A 24,393-nucleotide genomic window follows, 5' to 3' on the forward strand; every position below is an offset into this window, starting at 1 on the left:
GTCCGCGCACCGGCCCCCGCGGTGGCGGCACCGCCTCAGGGCGCCGACGCCGGGTCCTCGCGCCCGGCCCGCCGGGCGATGTTGCGCGCCATGGACCCGAAGACGACACCGTGGAAGGGCGTGACCGCCCACCAGTACAGGTGGCCGGACAGCCCGCGCGGCCGGAAGAGCGCGCGCTGGTGGTAGACCGTGCGGCCCCGCACGCGCGCCACCCCCAGTTCCAGCCACGCGAGCCCGGGCAACCGCATCTCCGCGCGCAGGCGCAGCAACCGGCCCGGAACGATCTCCTCCACCCGCCAGAAGTCCAGCGGGTCCCCCGTCCTCAGCCGCCGCGGGTCACGCCGCCCCCGGCGCGGGCCGACCCCGCCCAGCGCCAGATCGATCCAGCCCCGTGCCGACCACGCCAGCGGCCACGAGTACCAGCCGCGCTCGCCCCCGATACCCTCGATGACCTCCCACAGGCGCTCCGGCGAGGCGTCCACGTAGCGGGCACGGCGGTCGGTGTACAGGCTGCCCCCGGTCCAGTCGGGGTCGGTGGGCAACGGGTCCGACGGAGCGGTCGGCCAGGACGCCGACGACCAGCGCGTGTCCACCCGCGCCTGGTCGGTGCGGCGCAGTGCCAGCTCCACGGCCTGGTCGAACCCGATCCGGTCGTGGTCGTCCAGCGCGACGGACAGGTCGTCCTCGCCGCAGACCGCGTCGTTGCGCAGCGATTCCACCAGTGGCCGGGCGACCGCGGGCGGCACGGGCGAGATGAGCCCGACCCACAGGCTGGACAGGCCCGGCGAGAGCACCGGCACCGGAAGGATCAGCCTGCGCGCCAGGCCCGCCGCCCTGGCGAAGCGCTGGATCATCTCGGCGTAGGTCAGCACGTCGGGGCCGCCGATGTCGAAGGACCGGGCGGTCCCCTCGGGCAGGTCCAGCGCACGGGTCAGCAGCCGGAGCACGTCGCGGACGGCGATCGGCTGGACCCGGCTGGACACCCAGCGCGGTGTCGTCATCGCGGGCAGGCGCTCGGTCAGGTACCGCAGCATCTCGAAGGACGCCGAGCCCGACCCGATGATGACGGCGGCCCGCAGGACCACGGTCGGCACCGGCCCCTCCGACAGGATCCGGCCGACCTCCTCCCGGGAGGCCATGTGCGGTGAGAGCTCCGCGCCCCGGGGCGCGAGCCCGCCCAGGTAGACCAGGCGCCGCACGCCCGCCTCACCCGACGCGCGGGCGACGTTGGCCGCCGCCCGCGCGTCGCTCCCCTCGAAGCCGCGCCCGCTTGCCATGGAATGCACCAGGTAGTAGGCGGCCTCGACTCCTTCCAGGGCGTCGGCCAGCCCCTCCCCAGAGACCACGTCGCCCCGGAAGACCTCGACCCGGTCGCGCCACGGATGGTCGCGCAGCTTGCCGGGGGTGCGGGCCAGACAACGCACCTCGTGGCCCGCGGCCAGCAGCTCCGGGACCAGGCGACCGCCGATGTAGCCGGTCGCCCCGATCACCAGGACCCTCATCGGGCCGCTCGTCCCCGAGCCCAGGGAACCCGGACCCCGTGCCACCGTGGCCCCCGCGCACGGTGTTCACGGAACGGGTTCCCCTCCTCCAGGCCACCGCTGAAGCGCCCGTACATCCCGACCGTCATCAGCATCAGCCCCACGACGAAGCTGAAGATGACGTTGGGCATCGAGAAGGCCAGGATGTTGGGCCCGGCGCTCATCAGGTACAGATTGACGAGCCCGCTCCCCACGAACGCCACACCCATGACCGCGCACACGGTGGAGGCGAACACCCCTCCGAGCACCGCCGCCCCCAGCAGCAGCGACCCGAAGGCCACCGAGAGGAAGCCCAGCGCGCCGTTGGTGGACAGGCCGGCCACCACCTCACCCTGCGTGTCGAACAGCGGCAACCGCACCATCAGGCCCGCCAGACCGAAACCGATCAGGACGAGCGCGATGACCCCTGAACCCACCCGGTAGACGACGTCCAGCCGACGGTCCGGCTTGCGGCTCGTGTCGAGTTCCATGATCCGCCCCCCTCGCGGTGTCCTTGCAGCTAGAGTCTGCCCACAGTGGCGCACACCACAACCCGCATCGCTTTCGCATCGGTTGGGGACCATGTCCGAAGCACTCGCTCCCGGGGCCGCCGCGCGCCTGCTCGGCGTGGCCCCGGCCACGCTGCGCAGCTGGGACCGGCGCTACGGCATCGGTCCGCGCGAGCGCAGTCCGGGCGGCCACCGCCGCTACGGGCCCGAGGACATCGCCCGGCTGCGCGCCCTGTGCCGCCTGGTGGGCGAGGGCCTTCCGCCCGCCGAGGCGGCCCGGCAGGCGCTCGAAGCGCGGTGCGGGTCGGTCTCCGGCGACGTCGCCCCCGCCGACGACGACACGGTCCCCGCGGACCGGACCCTCCCGGTCGGCCGGACCCCGGCCGCGCTCCAGGGCCTGGCGCGCGCGGCGATGCGCCTGGACGCCGACCTCGTGGAGTCGCTGTTGGAGAAGGGCCTGCGCGAGGCCGGCGTCGTGGGGGCGTGGGAGGACCTGGCGCAGCCCCTGCTGTACGGCATGGGGCGCAAGTGGGAGGCGACCCGCACCTACGTGGAGGTGGAGCACCTGTTGTCGTGGTGCGTGTCCTCGGCCCTGCGCCGGGTGCCCGCGGCCCCGACGGACGAGAGGACGCGGGTGCGGCCCGTGCTCCTGGCCTGCACACCGCGGGAGATGCACGGTCTGCCGATCGAAGCCCTGGCCGCGGCACTGCGGGAGGCCGGGTCCCCCTACCGGGTCCTGGGCCCCTGCACACCGGTGGAGGCGACACTGCGCGCCCTGCGGCGCCTCGGCCCCCGGGCCCTGGTGCTGTGGTCCCACGCGCCCACGCAGGCCGACGCCGCGGTCCTGGCCGCGGCCGTCAGGACCGCGGCCGCCTCCGCCGGGGACACCGCCGTGTACACCGCCGGGCCCGGCTGGCGGGGGACCGGCGGCGCGACCCGTCTCGCGAGCGGGCACCTCACATCGCTCCGCGCGGCGGTGACGGTCCTGCTGTCGGAACGCTAGAGCCCTCAGCCCCGCCGGAGGGCCCCGGGGCGTCCGAGCAGGGCGTGCCACGCGTGCTCGGCGGTGGTCAGGGACATCGCGCCGACCGGCGTGGTCAGTCCCATCACCAGCTCACGGCGCAGGGGCGAGTCACCGTCGAGGAAGGCCAGCACTTCGCCGAGCCGGTTCCGTGCGAACAGCCGGGTGAAGAAGTCCGCCCCGCGCACCCGCCCGGTGTCCAGGGCACGCAGCATGACCGCGTCCATGGCCAGGTGGCGCGGGCGGTGCGGGACCGGGGGAACGGGCACGCGCCCCGCCGCGAGGGCGTCGGCCACCGCCCGCGCCTGGCGACCCACCCCGCTGAACGTGTAGCCGGTGGCGGGCCGGGTCGCGCCCCCGGCCGTCCCCACCCGGAACAGGCGCCGCCCCGCACGGGTGGGCATCCGGGCGTCGGTCATCGGGATGACGCCCTGTTCGGCCGCGGTCACCTCCACCCCGCCCAGTCCGACGCGTTCGCAGTAGTCGGCCAGCGCCCTCTCGTAGGCGGGCGTGGTCAGCGGAGTCCGCCCGAACTCGGTGTACTCGACCAGGGCGGTGCGGCGCGTGAGCGGGAGTACGTAGCCGAAGGACACCCCGAGCGGGGGCTGGGGCGTGCGCAGGTCCATCAGCACGGCCGCCGCGGGATCGAAGGCGTCGTCGGGGGTGCGTACGAACCACCCCCGGAAGTGCTGGAGCAGGCTGGTGCGGGCCGGGAGTGGACGCGGCGGCGGGCGGGAGTCGAACACCCAGCGGGCGGTGAGGACCTCGCGGGTCCCGTCGGGGGCCGACGCCGTCACCGTGGCGTGCTCGGGACCGTCCGCCAGGGCGGTGACGAACAGGCTGCGCTGGTCCACGTGTGCGCCGGCGTGCGCGCGTACGTACTCCTCGACGTCGGTCGAACGGAGCATCTTGTACACGTAGGGAGCCGCCGACGAGGTCATGGTCGTGCCGTCCCCGCCCACCACGGACAGGTCCTCCCAGCGCGCGGACAGCAGCCCGTCCCAGGGGCCCCCGTCGCGTTCCCAGAAGCACCAGGTCCGCGGCGGCGGCGTGTGCGGACCCGGTGGCGCCTCGATCAGGACCGTGTCCAGGGGGACACCGCGCCGTTCGTTGACCCGCCCCACCAGGTGGGCGAGAGTGAGCCCAGCGGCTCCCCCTCCGATGATCGCCACGTCGAAGTCGGTCATGCGACCAGCATGCCGGTAGCGGGACGGTTCGTGGGAGGGCGACATCCAACGGCCCCGGGGAAGGTATGCCCAGCACCACGATCGAGATGAAGCACGGCGCGGTCACCGACGAGTTCGACCACGCCGCCCGATCCTATGACCGGCTGGTGGCGGCCAACCCCGGCTACCACTCCCATCTGCGCGTGTCCGCGCGTCGGCTGCGCCTGCCGGACCGCGGGAAGGGGTTGCGCGTGCTGGACCTGGGCTGCGGGACCGGGGCCTCCACCGCCGCCCTGCTGCGCGCGGCGCCGCTGGCGCGGATCGCCGCGGTGGACGCCTCCCGGGGCATGCTCGAGGCGGCCGCCGCCAAGGACTGGCCGCCGGAGGTGTCCTTCCACCGGGCCCGCGCCGAGGAGGTCACCCCCGCGTGGGTGGAGGAGCACCTCGGCGGTCCCGCCGACGCCGTGTTCGCGGCCTACCTGATCCGCAACGTCCCCGACCCCGACGCGCTGCTGGCCTCGGTGCGCTCGGTGCTGCGGCCCGGCGGTCGGCTCGCACTGCACGAGTACTCGGTGGCCGACTCCCCCGCGGCGCGCGCGGTGTGGTCGGCCGTGTGCTGGGGCGTGGTGATCCCCGCCGGAGGCGCGCTCACCGGACGGACGGACCTGTTCCGCTACCTGTGGCGCAGCGCCCTGGAGTTCGACGGGCGCACGTCCCTGCTCGACCGGATGCGCCGCGCGGGCCTGGTGTCCGTGGCGAGCGCGCCGCTGCCGGGCTGGCAGTACGGCATCACGCACACGTTCGCGGGCGCCCGCCCGCTGGAGGGGCGGACCGGATGAGCACCCTCGGGGCGACGGACGTCCGGGCCGAGGCCGTGCACCCCTCGCCGCCCTCGGGCCGCCGGCCGCGGGGCACCCCCCGGGCGGCCGTGGTCGGCGGCGGGATCGCCGGGCTGGCGGCGGCCTGCGCCCTGGTCGAGCGGGGGGTGGAGGCGGTGGTGTTCGAGCGGGAGGACTCGCTGGGCGGTCGGCTGCGCGGCTGGGACACCGACCTCGCCGACGGGTCACGGGCCACCATGACCCGGGGCTTCCACGCGTTCTTCCGGCAGTACTACAACCTGCGTGCGCTGCTGCGGCGGTCCGATCCGGGCCTGGACGCACTGGTCCCGCTCGCGGACTACCCGCTGGTGCACCGCGAGGGGCCGCGCGACCGCTTCGCCGGACTGCCCTCGACACCGCCGTGGAACGCCGCCGTCCTGGCGGCCGTGAGCCCGAGCTTCCCGTTGCGCGACCTGGCGCGGGTGAACGTGCCCGCCGCCCTCCAACTGCTGGACGTGGACACCCCCGGCGTCTACGAACGCCTGGACCACCTGAGCGCAAGCGCGTTCCTGGACGCGGTGCGCTTCCCCCCGACCGCCCGGCACCTGGCCTTCGAGGTGTTCACGCGCAGCTTCTTCGCCTCTCCGGACCGGCTCTCCGCCGCCGAGCTGGCCGTCATGTTCCACGTGTACTTCCTCGGCTCGTCCGAGGGGCTGGTCTTCGACGTGCCCCGCTCCCCGTTCCCCCAGGCGCTGTGGGACCCGTTGGTCGCCCACCTGGCCGGGCAGGGCGTGGTCGTGCGCCCCGGCACCCCCGTCGACTCGGTGGAGCGCGGACGGGACCGCCGGTTCCGCCTCGCCTGGGGCGGCCGGGAGTCCCAGGAGTTCGACGGCGTGGTACTCGCCACCGATCCGGTCGGCCTGCGCGCCCTGGTGGCGGCCTCCCCGTCTCTGGGCGACGCCGCCTGGCGGGCCCGGGTGGAGCGGCTGCCGAGCGCGCCGCCGTTCCTGGTCTCGCGCTACTGGCTGGACCGGCCCGTGCGCCCCCACCGGCCGGCGTTCCTGGGCACGGCCGGGTACCCCGCGCTGGACAACATCAGCGTGCTGGAGCGCTACGAGGACCAGGCCCGCGACTGGGCGCGCCGCACGGGCGGCTCGGTCGTGGAGCTGCACGCCTACGCGCTGGCGCCCGGGCGCGACGCCGACGCCGAACGGGCCTCGCTGTGGGAACAGGCCGCCGCCGTCTACCCGGAACTGCGCGGCGCACGCGCGGTCGACGCCCGGCACGAGCGACGGGCGGACTGCCCTCTGTTCCCACCGGGCGGCCACGGCGACCGCTGTACCGTCGGCACGCCCGACCCCCTGCTGGCGATGGCCGGCGACCACGTCCGCGTGGACCTGCCGGTGGCCCTCATGGAACGCGCCGCCACCAGCGGCTTCCTGGCCGCCAACACGCTCCTGTCCCGGTGGGGGCGGCCGGGCCACACCGTGTGGAGTGTGCCCACGCGCGGCCGCAGCCGACCGCTGCGGGCCCTGGCCCGCGCGGCGCGTCAGCCGGGCCAGCGCCCCGAGGCGCGCAGCAGGTAGCGGCGCTCCGCGTAGGCCAGGTCGTCCCGCCACAACCGCCGTGCGGCCGTGCGCACGAGCGGTCGCACGGCCGCGGACAGGCGGCGGGCCAGCGCGAAGCCCGGGCGGTCGGACACGGCCACGGTGGCCTCGATGACCGCCGTGCGCGGGACCCCGTCCCGGTCCACGCCCAGGGGCGTGGCGTGGGTCTCGACCACGCTGCCCTTCCCCTCGCCCTCGATGATGCGCATGAGCACGGTGCGCGGTTCGGGACAGGCGAACTCGGCCCGGACCGGGACGCCCCACCGCCCGGCCACCTTGAATCCCACGTCCACGACCATCCGGTCGGGCTCGGGGTCGGGGCCCTCCGGCACCTCCACGACCTCGAGCCCGAGAAACGAGTAGGGGTGGAACCAGGACCCGTGCCACGGGTCGAGCCGGTTGGCGATCACGTCCTCGGGCTCGCAGCGGCCCGCCAGGCTCTCCACCGCGGCGATGGCGGCACCGGCCCGGGGCCGCTCGGGCACGACCGGTTCCGCCAGCGGTTCCTCACCGCCCTCGCGGTCCAGGCGCACCCACACGAGCACCCCGTCGTCGTGGGCCGGATAGGGGCTCCAGCCCGGAAAGCCGTCGGTGCCCAGGGAGAGCCCGTGCCACCGGCACACCAGGCGCCCCTCGTCCACCGCGCCCCGGCACAGCGGTGCGCCCAGGTGCGGACAGGCGCCCGGACCGGCGTGCACGGTCCCGTCCGGGGTCCGCCAGGCCACCAGTTCCGTTCCGGCGACCACCCGGCCGAAGGGCCGGTCCGCCCGCACCTGCTCGCTCGCGGCGAGCACGAACCAGTTGCCCGAGGGCCGGGCCAGCGCCCGCTTGAGCGCGGCGCCGATGACGGCCGGGGAGGCGCCCCGCCACGTGGGCTCCTGGGCGTTCCAGCGGGTCGCGGGCAGCCGGTGCAGCGGAATCCGGCCGGGCCGCGGATCTGGCGTGGTCACGTGCGGCTCCTCCTGGAGTGGTCGTCGCGTTCGCCGTTCCTCGGGCGCGGAAGCGACCGGGCGAGGAGCGAACGGGCGAGAGCGGGTACCGCCGCGGCCGCCTTGCGGGCGTCGGAGACCCGGTGGCGGGTGCTCCAGACATCGTGGTCGGCCGCGCGGATCTCGTCCAGGATCCCGCGGTAGAGCCGGAAGGCGGTGGCGACACACGGGCGGGCCACGGGAGAGAGCATCGCGATCCCGGGGCGCGCCCTGCGGTAGAACTCCTGGTTGACCTCCACCAGGGCGGCCACGGCGCGGCGGGCACGGGGGTCGGCCGCGCGGGCGCGCCGGCAGCGTTCCAGCAGCCCCCGGTCCACTCCGTGGTCGGCCAGCACGTCCGCGGGCAGGTAGACGCGCCCGCGCGCCAGGTCCTCCGACACGTCGCGCAGGAAGTTGGTGAGCTGGAAGGCCTCACCGAGCGCGGCGGCGTGCGGCGCGGCCTCGTCGTGGGGCACCACCGTCCCCAGGACCGGCAGCACCTGGAGTCCGATCACGGCCGCGGACCCGTACATGTAGGAGCGCAGGTGCTCCAGGTCCGTGTACTGCGTGACGGACAGGTCCATGCGCATCGAGGCCATGAACGCCGTGAAGTAGTCGTCGGGCAGCCGGTGGCGCCGGGCCGTGTCCGCGAGTGCCCGCAGCGCCGGTTCGCAGGCCCCGCGCCCCGCCAGTGCCCGCGCCAGCTCGGACTCGATGCCGTCCAGGCGGCGGTGCTGTTCGGCGACGGTGGTACCCGGAGCGGGTTCGTCGACGACGTCGTCCACCCACCGCGCGAAGCCGTACAGGGCGTGCACGGCCGGTCTGCGCCCGGGTGGCAGGACGCGCGTGGCGGTGTAGTAGGTCCGTCCGTGGTGGGCGTGCAGGGCCCGGCAGTGCAGGTAGTCGGCCCGCAGCCGGTCATCGCCGATGCCGGCCGCGTCGAGTTCGGCGAGTGCGCCCCTCATCGGCTTCCTCCGGTCCGGGACAGGACGCGCGCGGCGGCCAGCTTGCCCGAGACCAGGACCGTGGGCACCCCGACGCCGGGAGTGGTCCCGCAGCCGGCCAGGACCGCGTTCGCCGTTCCGCGCACGGTGTTGGCCGGGCGGAAGGGCCCGGTCTGGGCGAAGGTGTGCGCGAGCGAGAACGGGGTCCCGCGCGCGAGCCCCTGCCGCGCCCAGTCGGCCGGAGTGACCAGGTGTTCGGTCCGGATCGAGGAGTCCAGGCCGGTCAGCCCCCGTTCCTCGAGCGTGGCGACCAGGCGGTCCCGGTAGCGCGGACCCTCGGCGTCCCAGTCGATCCGTCCGGCGTCGAGGTTGGGCGCGGGCGCGAGCACGTACAGCAGGTGGCGGCCGTCCGGGGCCAGGGAGGGGTCGGTGACCGTGGGCTGGGTCACCAGGAGGGAGGGGTCGCTCATGGGGCGCCCCGCACCGATGATCTCGTCGAAGGTGCCCTTCCACGCCCGGCCGAAGGAGATGGTGTGGTGGGCCAGGGACTCCCACGTGCGGTCCGTGCCCAGGTGCAGGACCACCGCCGAGGGGGAGAAGCGGTGCGGTACCGGTCGGCGGACCCGGTGGCCCAGGAGCCGGTGGGCCGCGGGCAGGTCGGTGGTGAGCACGACCTGGTCGCAGGGCAGCCGCTCTCCCCGGTCGGTGACCACGGCGGTGACCCGGTCACCGCGCCGCTCCAACCGCGTCACCGACTCCCCGTAGCGCAGGACGCCGCCGGCCTTGGCCGCGGCGGCGGCCAGGGCGTCGCCGACGGCGCGCATGCCGCCCCGCGGGAAGTAGACGCCGGCGACGGTGTCCATGTAGGCGATGACCGCGTAGGCGGCCAGGGCCCGGTCCGGAGGCACCCCGGCGTACAGCGACTGGAAGGAGAAGATCCGGCGCAGCCGTTCGTCGCGCACGTAGCGCCCCACGGCCGGGGCCAGCCGGCCGAAGCCGCCCAGTGCCGCCAGTCGGAGCAGGTCGGGCCGCACCAGGTCCAGCGGCGAGTCGAACTGCGCGTCGATGAAGGAGCGCATCTCGACCCGGTACAGGCGGGTGAGCCACTCGCGCAGGCGCAGGTAGCCGACGGCCTCGCGGGTCCCGGCCACCCGCCCGACCTCGGCGGTCATGGCCGCCCGGTCGGTGTGGACGTCGATGGTGGACCCGTCGGCGAAGGACGCCCGGTAGGCGGGCGCCAGCGGCACGAGGTCCAGGCGCTCCCCGACCGTCTCGCCGACCGCGCCGAAGGCCTCGTCCAGGAGTTCGGGCATGGTCAGCACGGTCGGTCCGGTGTCGATCCGGTACCCGTCGAGGTCCAGGCGCCCGGCCCGGCCGCCCGGGTGGTCCTCCCTCTCGACCACCACGACCTCGCGTCCGGCGCCCAGCAGGTGCAGCGCGCACGCCAGGCCGGACAGGCCCGCACCGACCACGACGACCGGGTCGCGCCCGCGAGGCCCCCCGGGCCGGCGGCCGCCCCGCGTCCGCCCGTTGCGATGGATCGGCATGATCCTTGGTCCTCTCCCGCCCCGAGGGGCGTGTTCAGGGTCGGGCGGCCGCCTCGCCGAGGCGGCGCAGCTCCTTCATGACGTCGGGGTCGATCGGGAGGGCGGCCAGGTGGCCGATGGCGCGGACCGACAGCTCGCGGCAGCGCCGCAGGACCAGTTCCCGGGCGCCCACGGCGTCGAGCACGCGCGCGGCGAGCGCGGGGTCGGTCCCCCCGCCGACGCCGCTCAGGAGGTGTTCGGCCTCTTCGTCGCCGCGCTCGCGGGCCAGGCGCAGCCCCGACGACAGCAGCAGCGTGTTCCTGCCCCGTGCCAGGTCCTCCCCGGCCTGTTTGCCGGTCACCTCGGGGGAGCCGTAGGCGTCCCTGAGATCGTCACGCAGCTGGAAGGCCACGCCGACGTCCTGGCCGTAGGCCCGCAGGGCGCGCACGGTCGGCTGGGATGCCCCGGCCATCGCGGCGCCCAGGTGCAGGGGGCGTTCGGCGGTGTAGGCGGCCGTCTTGAGCCGGTCGGTGCGCAGGGCCCCGGCCTCGGAGCGGTCCCGCCGCGCCTGGCCGCGGATGTCGAGGAACTGCCCGGCCACGACCTCGGTGCGCACCCGGCTCCACACCCGCCGGGCGTCCTGGTGCTCGGCCAGGTCCGCCAGTGCGGCGTCGAGCAGGTCGTCGGCCCAGGCCAGCGCGAGGTCGCCGGTCAGCACCGCCATGGCCTCGCCGTAGCGGCGGAGCTCACCGGTGTAGGCCCCGGCCCGGTGCTCGGCCGCGAAGGCCTCGTGGACCGAGGCCGCGCCGCGGCGCAGCGGTGAGCCGTCCATGACGTCGTCGTGGACGAGCGCGAAGGTCTGGAGGAGCTCCAGTGCCGCACAGGCGCGCACGGCGGCCTCGGCCGTGGGACCGCGCGGGGCCCCTCCCCCGGCGGTCCACCCCCACCAGGCCAGCATCGGGCGCAGACGCTTGCCGCCTCCCAGGGTGAACGCGCGCAGAGCGCCCGCCAGGTCCCGGCCGAAGTCCGGGTCCAGATCGGCGGCTTCGCGGCCCCGCTCGTCCAGGTACTCGCTCAACGCGGCGTCGACGGCGCCGATCACCGACGCCGCGTCCGGGCTGACCGGAAATCCCGCCCGGTCCTGTTCTGTTCGCACACTCTGGATAGCAGACTCCTCGATCTCGAGGTAGCTTGGAAAGCAAGAATCTCGGTTTCCGGTTTAGTTCCCATCCTCTTCATCGTCAACCATCGGCTCCACCGCGGGGCCGTAGACTCACGGAGGTAACCGACCATCCGGCCGCCGAGCCGTTGGGAGCCGCATGGACGCCGCATCGACCACCCCCGCCGCCGGGCCGGACGGGACTTCGGGCGGCCTGGACGACGACCGGGCGCGAGCCGACCTGTACATGGCCCTGCAGACCGATGGCCAGCAACTCGCCGTGCGACTCGTCCGGCTCCTGCACCGGATGTCCGACCGTTCGGGGATGAACCCGACCGACTTCCAGTGCTACACGCTGTTGCGTGTCGGTGGCACGCTGACACCCGGGGAGATCGCCGACAGCCTCCGTCTGTCCACCGGATCGGTGACCGGTGTGATCGACCGACTGGAGGCACACGGCCTCGTGGAGCGCACCCGCCATCCCCAGGACCGCCGCAAGGTCGCCGTCCGCCTGGTCGAGGGCGCGGACACCATCGCCGCCGCCTCCGCGCCCGGAATGCGCGAGGCGATGACCCGGATGCACGAGGGCTACTCGGTGGACGAACTCCGGGTCATCACGGACTGGCTCGACCGCGTGGGCCGGACCCTGGACGGCCTCATCGCCGCGTCCGACTGACGCGTTCCCCCGCCCTTCGCCCCGAATCGCGACGAACGTCCTCGTTGTCGAGGTTGTTTGGCGGTTGACCGGGCACGCCCTTACCATCCACGGGACATCACCCCTGGCTCAGGGCCCTGTTTCCGACAGGTCCCGGCCACCCGACCGCCGCAGGCGTACCCGTCCCACCCGGGCTGGGAAGGAGCCACCATCTCATCCCTGCGCACCTACATCAGAGAACACACGAATCCGACGGTCTTCGGCGTCTCCGGCGTCGTGATCATCGCGTTCCTCGTCATAGGCATCGTCGCCACCGAGCCCCTGCTCAACGCGACGACCGTTACCCGTGACTGGATCAGCAGCGAACTCGGCTGGCTCTACGTCCTGTCCACGACGTTCTTCCTGGGCATGGCCGTGTTCATGATGCTCGGCAAGTACGGCCGGATCAGGCTCGGGCCCGACGACTCACGCCCCGAGTTCAGCACACTCGCCTGGTTCGCCATGCTCTTCACCACGGGCATGGGCATCGGGCTGGTGTTCTGGGGCGTCTCCGAGCCCATCCACCACCTGACGTGGCCGCGCAACTCCGACTTCATGCCCACCGACGACGGCCCCCTGCCCGAGGCCGCCAACGAGGCCCTGGCGCTCAGCCTGTTCCACTGGAGCTTCCACCCCTGGGCGATCTACATCGCGCTGGGGATGTCGCTGGGCTACTTCGCGTTCCGCAAGGGACTGCCGCTGCGCCCGGCCTCGGCCCTGTACCCGCTGATCGGGGACCGGGCCTTCGGCTGGCCCGGCAACATCGTCGACATCCTGGCGGTCTTCGGCACCATCTTCGGCCTGGCGACGTCCCTGGGCCTGGGCACGCTGCAGATCAACGGCGGGCTGAACCACGTGTTCGGCATCCCGACCAACTCGACCGTCCAGTCGATCATCATCATCGTCATCACCAGCATCGCCCTGCTGAGCGTGCTGGCCGGGATCGACAAGGGCATCCGGCGCCTGTCGGTCATCAACCTGTGGCTGGCGTTCCTGCTGCTGGGCGTCGTCTTCCTGTTCGGGCCCAAGCTGTTCATGATCTCCACCATGACCACGTCCGCGGGCGACTACCTGGGCAACCTGGTCCCGTGGAGCCTGGCCTTCCCGAGTCCGCAGACCGACCCGCAGGCCGCCGCCTGGACCACCGCCTGGAGCGTCTTCTACTGGGGCTGGTGGATCTCGTGGGCGCCCTTCGTCGGCATCTTCCTCGCCCGGATCTCCTACGGCCGCACCATCCGTGAGTTCGTCCTGGGCGCGCTGTTCGCCCCGGTCGTGGTCTCCATCCTGTGGTTCGGCGTGTTCGGCGGCTCCGGCCTGTTCTACGAGCTGTACGAGAACGCCGGCCTGGCCGACCTGGCCGAGGAGGACCGCGCGTTCCGCGTGATGGACCTGATGTTCTCCTTCGCGCCGACCCTGGGCAACGCGGTCTCACTCCTGCTCATCCTGGTGGTCACGATCTTCTTCGTCACCTCCTCCGACTCCGGCTCGCTGGTCGTGGACACCCTCACCAACGGGGGCGACACCAACCCGGTCCGCTGGCAGCGGGCCTTCTGGGCGATCGCCGAGGGCGGGGTCACCCTCATCCTGCTGGTGCTGGGCGGAGAGAACGCCCTGGCGGCGCTCCAGGCGGCGTCGGTGGTGACGGGTCTGCCCTTCGCCCTGATCCTGCTGTTCATGATCTGGGGACTGGCGCGGGCGCTGTCCCGCGAGCGGATTCCGAAGCTGGTCTCACCGGAGCGCCGCTCCGAGGGCAAGCAGCCGCCCGCCGCGAAGTCCTGACCCGGAGGGAACACACCACGTGAGCCACGCATCCACGGACACCGACAGGAGGCGGACGTGACACCCAAGAGGTTCAGCAACCCCTTTCACGGGGTGGTGGACATGATCACCGAGATGAACCGCATCTCCGACACCATGTCCTCGATCGAGACCAGCCAGGCGGGTGAGCGCGAGCGCGGCTACGCCGACGCCTGGAGCCCGCCCACGGACATCCTGGCCCGCGGCGAGGACCTCGTCGTCCGGTGCGAGATCCCCGGTGTCTACGAGCAGGACGTGACCGTCAGCCTGTCCCACGGCGTCCTCACCATCAGCGGGGAGCGCCAGCGCGATGAGGACGACGTCGTGTACTACTCGTCCGAGCGGTACATGGGCACCTTCCGACGGGAGATCAGCCTGCCCGAGGAGATCAGCGAGAACGACATCGAGGCGAGCTACGGCGAGGGGCTGCTGGAGGTGACCGTGCACGGCGCGGCCAACACCACCGCGCCCAGGAAGATCTCGATCCGGCGGCGCAAGCGCTAGGACGATCGCCCGGAACCCCCTGCGGTGCGTCACCGCAGGGGGTTTCCTGTGCCCGGAGAGTGCCGGGAACCGAACGGGCCCGCGATCCGACGTGAGGGGGGAACGGCCGCGCACCCAGCGGCCCGAGACCGTGGAGCACCCATGCACCCGACCCGTACCGCCGGGGCCGCCGCCCTGTTCTCCCTCGTCCTGGCCCTGTCCGCCTGCGGAGGCGCCGACCAGCCGCAGGAGCAGGCCGCCGCCGGGGACGGCGCGGCCGAGGACGCCACCGCCGCCGACGGCTTCGAGATCACCGACCCCTGGATCAAGGCCGCCACCGTCGAGGACGGCATGACGGCCGTGTTCGGCGAGATCGGCAACGGTTCCGACACCGACGTGACCATCGTCTCCGCCGCGCACGAGGCCGCGGGCATGACCGAACTGCACGAGGGCGTCACCGAGGGCGCCGACACCACCATGCGCGAGGTCGAGGAGGGCTTCGCCATCCCGGCGGGCGGCTCCCGGACCCTGGAGGCCGGCGGCGACCACATCATGCTGATGGACCTGAGCGAGGACCTGGAGCCGGGTACCGAGTCCACCGTCACCGTGGAGTTCGCCGACGGCTCCACCGCCGAGTTCACCGCACAGGTCAAGGAGTTCGCGGGCGCCAACGAGGAGTACGGCGGCGGCGAGGAGGAGTCGGAGGGCGAGCACACCGACCACGCGTACACGGAGGACGAGGGCTGATGAGCGAGCGCAGACCGCTCTCGGACCGGTTCTCGCGGCGCGGCCTCCTCCTGGGCGGCGCCGCCGCGGGCATCGGCGCCGCCGGGGCGACCGTCACCCACCGGCTGGTCGGTGAGGAGCCCCCACCCGCGAACACGGCGCCGCCGGTCCACGGCACACGGACGGTCGCCTTCCACGGCCCGCGCCAGGCCGGGGTGGAGACCCCGCCCCAGGCACACGCCTGCTTCGTCGCCCTGGACCTGGAGTCCGGCGTGGACGCCGAGGGCGTGGGACGCCTCCTGCGGCTGCTCAGCGACGACGCCGCCCGCCTGAGCGCCGGGCAGGCGCCCCTGGCCGACACGGAACCCGAGCTCGCCACCGTGCCCGCACGGCTCACGACGACCTTCGGTTTCGGTCCGGGGCTCGTGGAGCGGGTCGACCCCGACGCCGTCCCCTCCTGGCTGGGCCCCCTGCCCGAGTTCGACCACGACGACCTGCGCCCGGAGTGGGGCCAGGCCGACCTGTTGCTCCAGGTGTGCGCCGACGATCCGATCACCGTCTCGCACGCGGCGCGGATGCTGGTCAAGGACGCACGCGCGTTCGCCCGCGTGGCCTGGACACAGACCGGCTTCCGCCGTGCCCACGGCTCCGAGCCCGACGGCACCACCATGCGCAACCTCATGGGGCAGGTGGACGGCAGCATCAACCCGAGGCCGGGGACGGACGAGTTCGAGCACCTGGTGTGGGGCTCCGGCGGACCGGCCTGGCTCGACGGCGGCACGTCCCTGGTGCTGCGCCGGATCGCCACCGACCTGGACACATGGGACGAGCTGGACCGCCCCGGACGCGAGGCGGTGATCGGGCGGCGGGTGGCCGACGGCGCGCCGCTCACCGGCGGGGGCGAGCGCGACGACGCCGACCTGGACGCCACCGACGAGTCCGGTCTCCCCGTCATCCCCGCGTTCGCGCACGTCAGGCGGGCACGCACCGACGATCCGGGCCAGCGCATCTTCCGCCGCGGCTACAACTACGACCTGCGCGACACGCTGAGCGGGGCGGGCGAGGCCGGACTGGTCTTCGCGTCCTTCCAGGCCGACCCGGTACGCCAGTTCGTGCCCATCCAGCGCCGACTGGACGAGCTGGACCTGCTCAACGAGTGGGTCACCGCCGTCGGGTCGGCCGTCTTCGCGATTCCCCCGGGCTGTGAGGAGGGCGACTACGTGGGCCGGTCACTCGTGGAGGGATGACCGTGCGACGATGAGTCCATGACGGAGCGGCCCCCGATGCGAGCGGCGCGCGCCGGGGTCTTCACCTCGGTGTGCCTCGCCGTGTCCGCGGGCGGCCACGCCGCGGCCTCCGGGCACGGCGTCCCCCTGGTCGGGCTGGCGGCGGGCGCCGCGCTGGTGTTCCTCTCCGCCTGGGCGGGGAGCGGACGCGAGCGCGGCCTGGGCGCGATCACCGCCTGGATGCTGTGGGGCCAGCTCGCGCTGCACCTGCTCTACTCCGTGACGACCTCCTCCACCGCCCACGCCGGCCACGACCCCGGTTCGGTGGCGGCCGGCGCCCAGGCGATGGCGGACGCCTCCGGGAGCGGCGGCATGCTCCTCCTCCACCTGGCGGCCGCCGCCGTGTGCGCCTGGTGGCTGCGCCAGGGCGAGGCCGCCCTCTTCGCCTATCTGCGGCTGGTGGCCGCGGCCCTGCTGCCGCTGCTGCTGGTGGTCCTGCCCCGGGTACCCGCGCCGCCCCGCGCGGTCCGGCCGACGGCACCCGCACCGCCCCGGCCGACCGCCCCGTACCTGCGCCACAGCCTGGTTCTCAGGGGACCCCCGGCCACGGCCTGAGGCGTCTCGTCCCGATCGCCCGTGTCCCCGGCCCCGCCGAGGGGCTTCCTCGGGCTCGGCCGGGCCGCGCACGCCCCTCGCGTCCCCTGATCACCGCGCGTACCGACGCCCGGGACGGGACCCGTGCCGTGCCGACCGCGGTGACGCGCACGGGCCGCCCCGGGTGGGTCGGCGCGTGCTCGGCACCGAAGAGGGCCCATGCCCGTCACCCACGTCAACGACGACCTCGAACACCTCGCGGCCAGCGCTCGCACCGGGTCGCGTTCCGCACTGGAGGACCTGGTCCGGCGGACCAGACCCGACGTGACCCGCTACATCGCGCGCAGAGTGCCGCAGGACCGGGTCGAGGAACTCACCCAGGAGACCTACCTGCGCGTACTCGGAGGCCTGCGGCGCTACTCCGGACGCGCGCCGGTCCGCGGCTGGCTGCTGGCCATCGCCCGCAACACCGTCGTCGACCGCTACCGCAGCGACGCCGCCCGACCGGACTGCGTCGGCGGCACCGACTGGGAGCTGGTCCCCGCCTCCCGGGAGCGCTTCGACGAGTACCTGGCGCTGCGCTCCCTGCTGGACGGGCTCAGCCCGGAACGGCGCCAGGCGTTCGTGCTCACCCAGGTCGAGGGGTGCACCTACGAGGAGGCCGCACGCCTGGTCGGGGCACCGGTGGGCACGATCCGTTCACGGGTCGCCCGGGCCCGGAGCGACCTCGTCCGCCAGGTCGCCGCCTGACGCGCGGGCCGGGTCCGTTCCGACCGTCCGGAACGGACCCGGGGCCGTGCCCGGAGCCGGTCAGAAGGTGCGCGACTCGTCGTACGGGCCGATGACCGCCAGGGCGCGCGGACGCGTGAGCAGGTCGGCGGCCACCTCGGCGACGTCCTTCTCGGTCACCGCGTCGAACAGCGCCAGGTCGTCGTCGATCGAGAAGTGGCGGGGGTGGCTCAGCTCGTGCGCGAGCAGACGGCTCATCCGGGCGTTGGTGCCCTCGCTGCCCAGCACCCACGTGCCCTGGATCTGGCCCTTGGCGCGGGCCAGCTCCTCGGCGCCGATCCCCGAGGACGCCACCTTGGCGAGTTCGTCACGGCACACGCCGATGACCTCGTCGGCCTTCTCCGGAAGGCAGCCCGCGTAGACCTGGAACGTGCCGGTGTCCGCGTAGGCCGTGTGGTAGGCGTGCACCGCGTAGGCCAGGCCGCGCTTCTCGCGCACCTCCTGGAACAGGCGCGAGGACATCCCGCCGCCCAGCGCCGCCCCCAGCAGGCGCAGCGCGTGCCAGCGCGGATCCGTGCGCGGCAGCCCCTCCGACCCCAGGATGATGTGGGCCTGCTCGGTGTCGCGGGAGGTCACCACCGTGCCGCCGTTGACCCCCACCGGACCGCCGCCGACACGCGGCCGGGCCGGACGGGCGTCGCCCGCGGCGGCGAGCTGGTCGGCGAACATCGCCCGGACCTGCTCCACGACCGCGCCGTGGTCCAGGCTGCCCGCGGCCGTCACGATCAGCTCGGAGGGCACGTAGGCGTCCCGGTACTGCTCGGCGATCCGCTCACGCGGGAGCGCGCGGATGGAGTCGATGGTGCCCAGGATCGGTCGCCCCAGCGGAGTGTCACCGAAGAAGTGCTCGGCGAAGACGTCGTCCACCAGGTCGGCGGGCTCGTCCTCGTACATGGCGATCTCCTCCAGGATCACGCCGCGCTCGGTCTCCACCTCCCCCTCGTCGAGCACCGAGTTGGCCACCATGTCACCGACGACGTCGATGGCCAGCGGCAGGTCCCGGTCGAGCACCTTGGCGTAGTAGCAGGTGTGCTCCTTGGTGGTGTAGGCGTTGTGGTCGGCGCCGACACCGTCCAGCACCGCGGAGATCTCCAGAGCCGAGCGGGTCCGGGTCCCCTTGAACAGCAGGTGCTCCAGGAAGTGTGCCGATCCGGCGTGCGCGGAGTCCTCGTCGCGCGAGCCGGAGGTCGCGGAGATGCCGAAGGCCGCGGAGCGGCCGCCCGGGATGTCCTCGGTGACCACGCGCAGACCGCCGGGGAGCACGGTGCGCCGCACGAGACCGGAGCCGCCGTCCGGCTCCAGCAGCGTCACAGTGGTACCGGGCTCCTGCTCGGCGGCGATGGGGGCAGAGCTCATGAATCCTTCTTCTTCGTCTTCGCGTGGGAGGGACGGCCATGGGACGGTACACCGCCCCTCGTCGAGCCGAGGATACGCCGCGGGGGCGGCCGCACCGACTGGTGCGGCCGCCCCCTCAGGCATGGCGGGATCAGGTGTTCTCGGAACGCCCGCCCGAGCTGCGGCGGCGACGGCGGCGCGGGGCGTCACCGGAGTCGTCGCCCTTGTCGCCCTTGTCGTCGGCCGGGGCCTCGGCGGCGGCCTCGGAGGCCGGGGCGGAGGCCGCCTCGGACTCCACGACCTCGACGGGCACCAGCGACAGCTTGCCGCGGTCGTCGATCTCGCGGATCTCGACCTGGATCTTCTCGCCGATGCCGATGACGTCGTCGAGGTTCTCGATCCGCTTGCCGCCGTGCAGCTTGCGGATCTGCGAGATGTGCAGCAGGCCGTCCTTGCCGGGCAGCAGCGACACGAACGCGCCGAACGTCGTCGTCTTGACGACGGTGCCCAGGTAGCGGTCGCCGACCTCGGGCATCGTCGGGTTCGCGATCTGGTTGATCGTGTCCCGCGCGGCCTCGGCGGACGGGCCGTCGACGGCACCGATGTAGATCGTGCCGTCGTCCTCGATCGAGATGTCGGCGCCGGTGTCGTCCTGGATCGAGTTGATCATCTTGCCCTTCGGGCCGATGACCTCGCCGATCTTGTCGGTCGGAACCTTGACCGTCAGGATGCGCGGAGCGTTCGGGCTCATCTCGGCCGGGGCCTCGATGGCCTCGCGCATGACGTCGAGGATCGCCAGGCGGGCGCCGCGGGCCTGCTGCAGCGCGATCGCCAGCTGCTCGGCGGGGATGCCGTCGAGCTTGGTGTCCAGCTGCAGGGCCGTGATGAGCTCACGGGTACCGGCGACCTTGAAGTCCATGTCACCGAACGCGTCCTCGGCGCCCAGGATGTCGGTCAGCGTGATGAACTGGTCACCCTCGCTGATCAGACCCATGGCGATGCCCGACACCATCTCCTTGAGGGGCACGCCGGCCGCCATCAGGGACATGGTGGACGCGCAGACCGAGCCCATCGAGGTGGAGCCGTTGGAGCCCAGCGCCTCGGACACCTGCCGGATGGCGTACGGGAACTCCTCGCGCGACGGCAGGACCGGGAGCAGGGCGCGCTCGGCGAGAGCACCGTGCCCGATCTCGCGCCGCTTGGGCGAGCCCACACGACCGGTCTCACCGGTGGAGTAGGGCGGGAAGTTGTAGTTGTGCATGTAGCGCTTGGTCTTGTCAGGGTTGAGCGTGTCAACCATCTGCTCCATGCGCAGCATGTTGAGCGTGGTGACGCCCAGGATCTGGGTCTCACCGCGCTCGAAGAGGGCCGAACCGTGCACCCGCGGCAGAACGCCGACCTCGGCGCTCAGCGAACGGATGTCCTTGGGGCCGCGGCCGTCGATACGGACCTGGTCGCGCAGCACGCGCTCGCGCATGAGCTGCTTGCTCAGCGAGCGGAAGGCGGCGCCGACCTCCTTCTCGCGGCCCTCGAAGTCCTCGGCCAGCTTCTCGCCGGCGGCGGCCTTGACGCGGTCCAGCTCGGCCTCGCGGTCCTGCTTGTCCGCGATGGTCAGAGCCTTGGCCAGGTCCTCCCGGACGGCGGCCTGGACGGCGGCGTAGGCGTCCTCCTCGTAGTCGAGGAAGATCGGGAACTCGGCCACCTCGCGGCTGGACTGCTCGGCGACGGCCTGCTGGGCCTTGCACAGCACCTTGATGAAGGGCTTGGCGGCGTCGAGGCCCTCGGCGACGGTCTGCTCGTTGGGACCGACGGCGCCTTCGGCGACCAGCTTCAGGGTGCGCGGCGTGGACTCGGCCTCGACCATCATGATGGCGACGTCGCCGTCATCGAGGACGCGGCCGGCGACCACCATGTCGAAGGTGGCGTTCTCCAGCTCGCCGTGGGTGGGGAAGCCCACCCACTGGCCCTCGATCAGGGCGACGCGCACGCCGCCGATCGGGCCGGAGAAGGGGATCCCGGAGATCTGCGTCGACATCGAGGCCGCGTTGATCGCGACCACGTCGTACAGGTGCTCGGGGTGCAGGGCCAGGATCGTCTCGACGACCTGGATCTCGTTGCGCAGGCCCTTCTTGAACGACGGGCGCAGCGGCCGGTCGATCAGGCGGCAGGTGAGGATGGCGTCCTCGGAGGGACGTCCCTCGCGCCGGAAGAAGGAGCCGGGGATGCGGCCCGCGGCGTACATGCGCTCTTCGACGTCCACCGTCAGGGGGAAGAAGTCGAGGTTCTCCTTGGGCCGCTTCGAGGCGGTCGTGGCGGAGAGGACAACGGTCTCGTCGTCCAGGTACACCATGGCCGATCCGGCGGCCTGCTGAGCGAGCCGGCCGGTCTCGAAGCGGATGGTGCGGGTGCCGAACTTGCCGTTGTCGATGACGGCTTCGGCCGAGTAAGCGCCCTCCATGGGCGACCTCCTGGTACAGGTGTGGGATGTGCCGCGGTTCGCGCGGATGCGCGGCCCACGGCCTTGTGTTCTTCGTCCCGCGTCCGGACCAGGGAGTTGATGACGGCCGGTCATCGATCGAAGCCCACGGCAACCGCCTCTGGGACGGTGTCCGGGGACCACTACCGAGGACCGGCCTCGACTCTGCTGCCGAGGGTGAGGATCGCGGGATGTTCACTGTGGAGTTGTGGGTGGTGCACGCGTGACGGTCGTGGACCGTCACGCGTGTCACACCTTACTAACAAAACGGGAGCGGCCGAAGCCACTCCCGTCGCCGGTCCTAGCGGCGCAGGCCCAGACGCTCGATGAGCGAGCGGTAGCGGGTGATGTCCTGCTTGGCGACGTACTTGAGCAGACGGCGGCGACGGCCGACCATCAGGAGCAGGCCACGGCGGCTGTGGTGGTCGTGCTTGTGGTCCTTCAGGTGCTCGGTCAGCTCCGTGATGCGGTGCGTGAGCAGCGCGACCTGGACCTCGGGGGAGCCGGTGTCACCCTCGGAGGTGCCGTACTCGGCGATGATCTTCTCTTTGGTGGCGGTGTCGATCGACACGACGCTCCTTCACTCATGATTCGGTACGCAGGGCGAACCCCTGACACGGAGCCGGGGTCAGACGCGGTGACCGCGCGTACGAACAGTCACCGTCGCGTGTGGTGGGCGCGGACCGTCGCCGACGGCGTCGGTGCAGCGCGCTCTCCGCGCCGGCGGCCTCCGGAGACGGAGGTCCTGACGCAGGGCACACGTGGACGTGTCCACACTACCGCAAACCACGAGGTGGCGGGGCTGCGTCACACTATGGAGCCGGTCTCCCCCGCCGAGCCGCCCGACCGCTCGCCCTTGGGGTCCCCGACCAGCACCTCACGGCACCGGTCGACGTCGCGGTGCATGGCCACGATGAGCTCGTCGATGCTGTCGAAGCGCTCCTGGCCGCGGATCCGGTGGGTGAACTCCACGGCCATGTGCACGCCGTACAGTTCCAGGTCGTCGCGGTCCAGGGCGTAGGCCTCCACGGTGCGCTCGGCGCCGTCGAAGGTGGGGTTGGTGCCCACGGAGATCGCGGCCGGCCAGCGGGACTCCTGGCCGTCCTGGGACGCGGTCCGGCTCAGCCAGCCCGCGTAGACGCCGTCACCGGGCACGGCGGTGTCGGGCGCCAGATCCATGTTGGCGGTGGGGAAGCCGAGCAGTTCGCGCCCGCGCGCGGCACCGTGCACGACCTCTCCCTCCACCCGGTGCGGCCGGCCCAGCAGGGCGGCGGCCCCCGCCACGTCACCGTCGGCGAGCAGGGCGCGCACGCGGGTCGAGGTGATGGTCCGCCCGTCGGCCACGAGCGGCGTGCCGTGCGCGGTGAACCCGAGTTCACGACCGAACGCGGCCAGCGCCGCGACGTCGCCGGCGGCCTTGTGGCCGAACCGGAAGTCCTCACCGACGACCACGGCGACCGCGTGCAGGCGGTCCATGAGCACCGACCGGACGAATTCCTCCGGCGAACGCGCCGACAGGCTCTTGTCGAAGGGCAGGACGCACACGGCGTCGGCGCCGTGCTCCTCCAGCAGCGCCACCCGCCGGTCCAGCGGGGTCAGCACCGGCGGGGTCGCCCCGCGCAGGACCGTCTCCGGATGGGGGTCGAAGGTCACCACGACCACGGGCAGGCCCAGGGCCCGACCGCGCTCGACGGCGGTCGCCAGGATGGCCTGGTGGCCGCGGTGCACACCGTCGAAGACTCCGACAGCCACCACGGACCGCCCCCACTCGGAGGGAATGTCCTCCAGTCCGCCCCATCGCCGCACGTCCGGCTCCCCTCAACCCTGTTCGCTGCCGATGTCACGGCTCCGGGGAAGGAAACCTCCCCCAGGGCCCCAGACAAGGGTGCCACGCCCGCCGCCCCCGGACCGACACACGGGGGGTGTGGCCCGGCCCACTCCGGCGTTCTGCCCTCCGCAGAGCGGGGTGTCCGGACGGGCCGACGGCGGCTAGCGTGCCGGCATGGCGAGAATCGATATCGGACGCACGGTTCTGGGATACGAGGAGGCGGGTGAGGGGCCCGCGGTCGTGCTCGTGCACGCCGCGGCGGCCGACCGCCGGATGTGGGACCACCCGTTCGCCGCACTGGCCGAGCGGTACCGGGTGGTGCGCTACGACTGGCGGGGGTACGGGGAGTCGGACGACGCGGAGGGACCGGTGGCGCACTACCGGGACCTGCTGGCGCTGCTGGACGCCCTGGACATCGGGACGGCCGCCCTGGTGGGGTCGTCGATGGGCGGGGCGCACGCGGTCGACGCGGCCCTGGTGGCCCCGGAGCGGGTCGGCGCGCTCGCCCTCGTGTGCCCGGGCATGACGGGGCGGGCGTGGCCGCCGGACTTCGTCGAGGCCGCTCAGCGCGTCGTGTCCGGCGCCGTCCCGCCGGAGCGCCTGGCGGTGTACCGCGCCGGCAACGCCGACCCCGACCCGGCGGACGTGGCGGCGATGGCCGAGGCCCAGGCGCGGTTCATGGTCGTGGGCCCGGACCGGGTCCCCGAGGACCTGCCGGTCGAGGCCTGGGAGAAGGCCCTGATGATGTACCGCGCGCTCTTCCAGCGCACGTGGAGCGGCCCTCCCACGGAGATGGCCTGGCCGGACCCGTCGGCCGGGACCCGTCTGGACGAGATCGGCGTACCCACGCTGGTGGTCAAGGGGCTCTCGGACGTCCCGCAGGTCCAGGACGTGGCCACCCAGTACGCGGAGGGCATCCCGGACGCCCGCCTGCTGGAGATGCCCGACACCGGCCACCTGCCCGCGGTGGAGCGTCCGGAGGAGTTCACGGCCGCTCTCTCCGGATTTCTGGTCGAGCACTGTCCCAGGTGATGCGCGGAAGGCGGCACTTGAGCCGACACGACCCGCTACGTTACTCAGCGTGAACGCAACGAAGCTCGCAGAACCGGCCCCTCACATCCGATCCTGACGACCTCAAAGCTCTGTGCGCCCGCAGAGCCGCCGTGATCAAGATCTGACACACCCGGAGCTCGGCGGTCGGCCGGGT

The 24,393-nt window shown here is 73.3% G+C and carries 22 protein-coding genes; 11 read left to right on the plus strand and 11 right to left on the minus strand.

Going from position 1 to position 24,393, the window contains the following annotated elements; all coding sequences use genetic code 11:
• Nucleotides 1-35: 35 nt before the first annotated feature.
• Both M1P99_RS05065 and M1P99_RS05070 read right to left on the minus strand, forming a co-directional pair.
• Nucleotides 36-1,502, minus strand: coding sequence for an SDR family oxidoreductase (locus M1P99_RS05065; protein WP_304451511.1), 1,467 nt, complete (start codon nt 1,500-1,502; stop codon nt 36-38).
• Entirely contained in the window at nt 1,499-2,011 is a 513-nt protein-coding gene (locus tag M1P99_RS05070; RefSeq protein ID WP_304451512.1) for a DUF4383 domain-containing protein, read from the minus strand. Before M1P99_RS05070 ends, M1P99_RS05065 begins: the two co-directional genes overlap by 4 nt.
• A gap of 91 nt (nt 2,012-2,102) precedes the next feature.
• On the opposite strand from M1P99_RS05070, the gene M1P99_RS05075 reads away from it, so the two are divergent.
• Nucleotides 2,103-3,032, plus strand: coding sequence for a MerR family transcriptional regulator (locus M1P99_RS05075; protein ID WP_304451513.1), 930 nt, complete (start codon nt 2,103-2,105; stop codon nt 3,030-3,032).
• Nucleotides 3,033-3,037: 5 nt separating this feature from the next.
• On the opposite strand, the gene M1P99_RS05080 is transcribed toward M1P99_RS05075, so the two are convergent.
• Nucleotides 3,038-4,237 (minus strand): lycopene cyclase family protein, encoded by a 1,200-nt coding sequence (locus M1P99_RS05080; protein ID WP_304451514.1) that lies wholly within the window; start codon nt 4,235-4,237, stop codon nt 3,038-3,040.
• Nucleotides 4,238-4,302: 65 nt separating this feature from the next.
• On the opposite strand from M1P99_RS05080, the gene M1P99_RS05085 reads away from it, so the two are divergent.
• Nucleotides 4,303-5,055, plus strand: a complete 753-nt coding sequence (locus M1P99_RS05085) for a class I SAM-dependent methyltransferase (RefSeq protein ID WP_304451515.1) — start codon at nt 4,303-4,305, stop codon at nt 5,053-5,055.
• Nucleotides 5,052-6,620, plus strand: a complete 1,569-nt coding sequence (locus M1P99_RS05090) for an FAD-dependent oxidoreductase (protein WP_304451516.1) — start codon at nt 5,052-5,054, stop codon at nt 6,618-6,620. Before M1P99_RS05085 ends, M1P99_RS05090 begins: the two co-directional genes overlap by 4 nt.
• Here the strand turns inward: M1P99_RS05090 and M1P99_RS05095 are convergent.
• The 4 genes from M1P99_RS05095 to M1P99_RS05110 are packed head-to-tail and all read right to left on the minus strand — an operon-like array spanning nt 6,584 to nt 11,235.
• Nucleotides 6,584-7,591: a DUF5914 domain-containing protein gene (locus M1P99_RS05095; protein WP_304451517.1), complete on the minus strand. Its 1,008-nt coding sequence runs from the start codon at nt 7,589-7,591 to the stop codon at nt 6,584-6,586. The genes M1P99_RS05090 and M1P99_RS05095 overlap by 37 nt on opposite strands.
• Entirely contained in the window at nt 7,588-8,574 is a 987-nt protein-coding gene (locus M1P99_RS05100; protein ID WP_304451518.1) for a phytoene/squalene synthase family protein, read from the minus strand. Before M1P99_RS05100 ends, M1P99_RS05095 begins: the two co-directional genes overlap by 4 nt.
• A complete protein-coding gene (gene crtI / locus M1P99_RS05105) occupies nt 8,571-10,100 on the minus strand; it encodes a phytoene desaturase family protein (protein ID WP_304451519.1) in 1,530 nt (509 codons plus the stop codon). Before crtI ends, M1P99_RS05100 begins: the two co-directional genes overlap by 4 nt.
• A gap of 34 nt (nt 10,101-10,134) precedes the next feature.
• Nucleotides 10,135-11,235, minus strand: coding sequence for a polyprenyl synthetase family protein (locus tag M1P99_RS05110; protein ID WP_304451520.1), 1,101 nt, complete (start codon nt 11,233-11,235; stop codon nt 10,135-10,137).
• Between the two features lie 163 nt (nt 11,236-11,398).
• Here M1P99_RS05110 and M1P99_RS05115 point away from each other — a divergent pair, with 163 nt between their 5' ends.
• The 7 genes from M1P99_RS05115 to M1P99_RS05145 all read left to right on the plus strand — a co-directional run bounded on the left by M1P99_RS05115 (nt 11,399) and on the right by M1P99_RS05145 (nt 17,508).
• The gene (locus M1P99_RS05115) at nt 11,399-11,914 is read left to right on the plus strand and encodes a MarR family winged helix-turn-helix transcriptional regulator (protein ID WP_304451521.1); all 516 of its coding nucleotides are present in this window, start codon (nt 11,399-11,401) and stop codon (nt 11,912-11,914) included.
• 198 nt (nt 11,915-12,112) lie between these two features.
• On the plus strand, nt 12,113-13,711 hold the full coding sequence (locus M1P99_RS05120) for a BCCT family transporter (RefSeq protein ID WP_304455580.1): 1,599 nt from the start codon (nt 12,113-12,115) through the stop codon (nt 13,709-13,711).
• 57 nt (nt 13,712-13,768) lie between these two features.
• A complete protein-coding gene (locus M1P99_RS05125; protein WP_304451522.1) occupies nt 13,769-14,233 on the plus strand; it encodes an Hsp20/alpha crystallin family protein in 465 nt (154 codons plus the stop codon).
• Nucleotides 14,234-14,374: 141 nt separating this feature from the next.
• A complete protein-coding gene (locus tag M1P99_RS05130) occupies nt 14,375-14,959 on the plus strand; it encodes a copper chaperone PCu(A)C (protein ID WP_304451523.1) in 585 nt (194 codons plus the stop codon).
• Nucleotides 14,959-16,185 (plus strand): Dyp-type peroxidase, encoded by a 1,227-nt coding sequence (locus M1P99_RS05135; RefSeq protein WP_304451524.1) that lies wholly within the window; start codon nt 14,959-14,961, stop codon nt 16,183-16,185. Before M1P99_RS05130 ends, M1P99_RS05135 begins: the two co-directional genes overlap by 1 nt.
• An 18-nt stretch (nt 16,186-16,203) precedes the next feature.
• Entirely contained in the window at nt 16,204-16,779 is a 576-nt protein-coding gene (locus M1P99_RS05140; protein WP_304451525.1) for a hypothetical protein, read from the plus strand.
• A 198-nt stretch (nt 16,780-16,977) separates the two neighbouring features.
• On the plus strand, nt 16,978-17,508 hold the full coding sequence (locus M1P99_RS05145; protein ID WP_304451526.1) for a sigma-70 family RNA polymerase sigma factor: 531 nt from the start codon (nt 16,978-16,980) through the stop codon (nt 17,506-17,508).
• Nucleotides 17,509-17,568: 60 nt separating this feature from the next.
• Here the strand turns inward: M1P99_RS05145 and M1P99_RS05150 are convergent, their stop codons facing one another.
• From M1P99_RS05150 to M1P99_RS05165, 4 genes are all read right to left on the minus strand, one after another.
• Nucleotides 17,569-18,903 (minus strand): pitrilysin family protein, encoded by a 1,335-nt coding sequence (locus tag M1P99_RS05150; protein WP_304451527.1) that lies wholly within the window; start codon nt 18,901-18,903, stop codon nt 17,569-17,571.
• Nucleotides 18,904-19,033: 130 nt separating this feature from the next.
• Nucleotides 19,034-21,340, minus strand: a complete 2,307-nt coding sequence (locus M1P99_RS05155; protein ID WP_304451528.1) for a polyribonucleotide nucleotidyltransferase — start codon at nt 21,338-21,340, stop codon at nt 19,034-19,036.
• 319 nt (nt 21,341-21,659) lie between these two features.
• Entirely contained in the window at nt 21,660-21,929 is a 270-nt protein-coding gene (rpsO, locus tag M1P99_RS05160; RefSeq protein ID WP_304451529.1) for a 30S ribosomal protein S15, read from the minus strand.
• Nucleotides 21,930-22,165: 236 nt separating this feature from the next.
• Complete coding sequence (locus M1P99_RS05165; protein WP_304451530.1) at nt 22,166-23,164, minus strand: bifunctional riboflavin kinase/FAD synthetase; 999 nt, start codon at nt 23,162-23,164, stop codon at nt 22,166-22,168.
• Between the two features lie 196 nt (nt 23,165-23,360).
• Between M1P99_RS05165 and M1P99_RS05170 the strand changes: the two genes are divergently transcribed.
• The gene (locus M1P99_RS05170; protein ID WP_304451531.1) at nt 23,361-24,218 is read left to right on the plus strand and encodes an alpha/beta fold hydrolase; all 858 of its coding nucleotides are present in this window, start codon (nt 23,361-23,363) and stop codon (nt 24,216-24,218) included.
• The last annotated feature ends 175 nt before the right edge of the window (nt 24,219-24,393 follow it).

It is taken from the genome of Nocardiopsis sp. YSL2, from assembly GCF_030555055.1.
GTDB lineage: Bacteria > Actinomycetota > Actinomycetes > Streptosporangiales > Streptosporangiaceae > Nocardiopsis.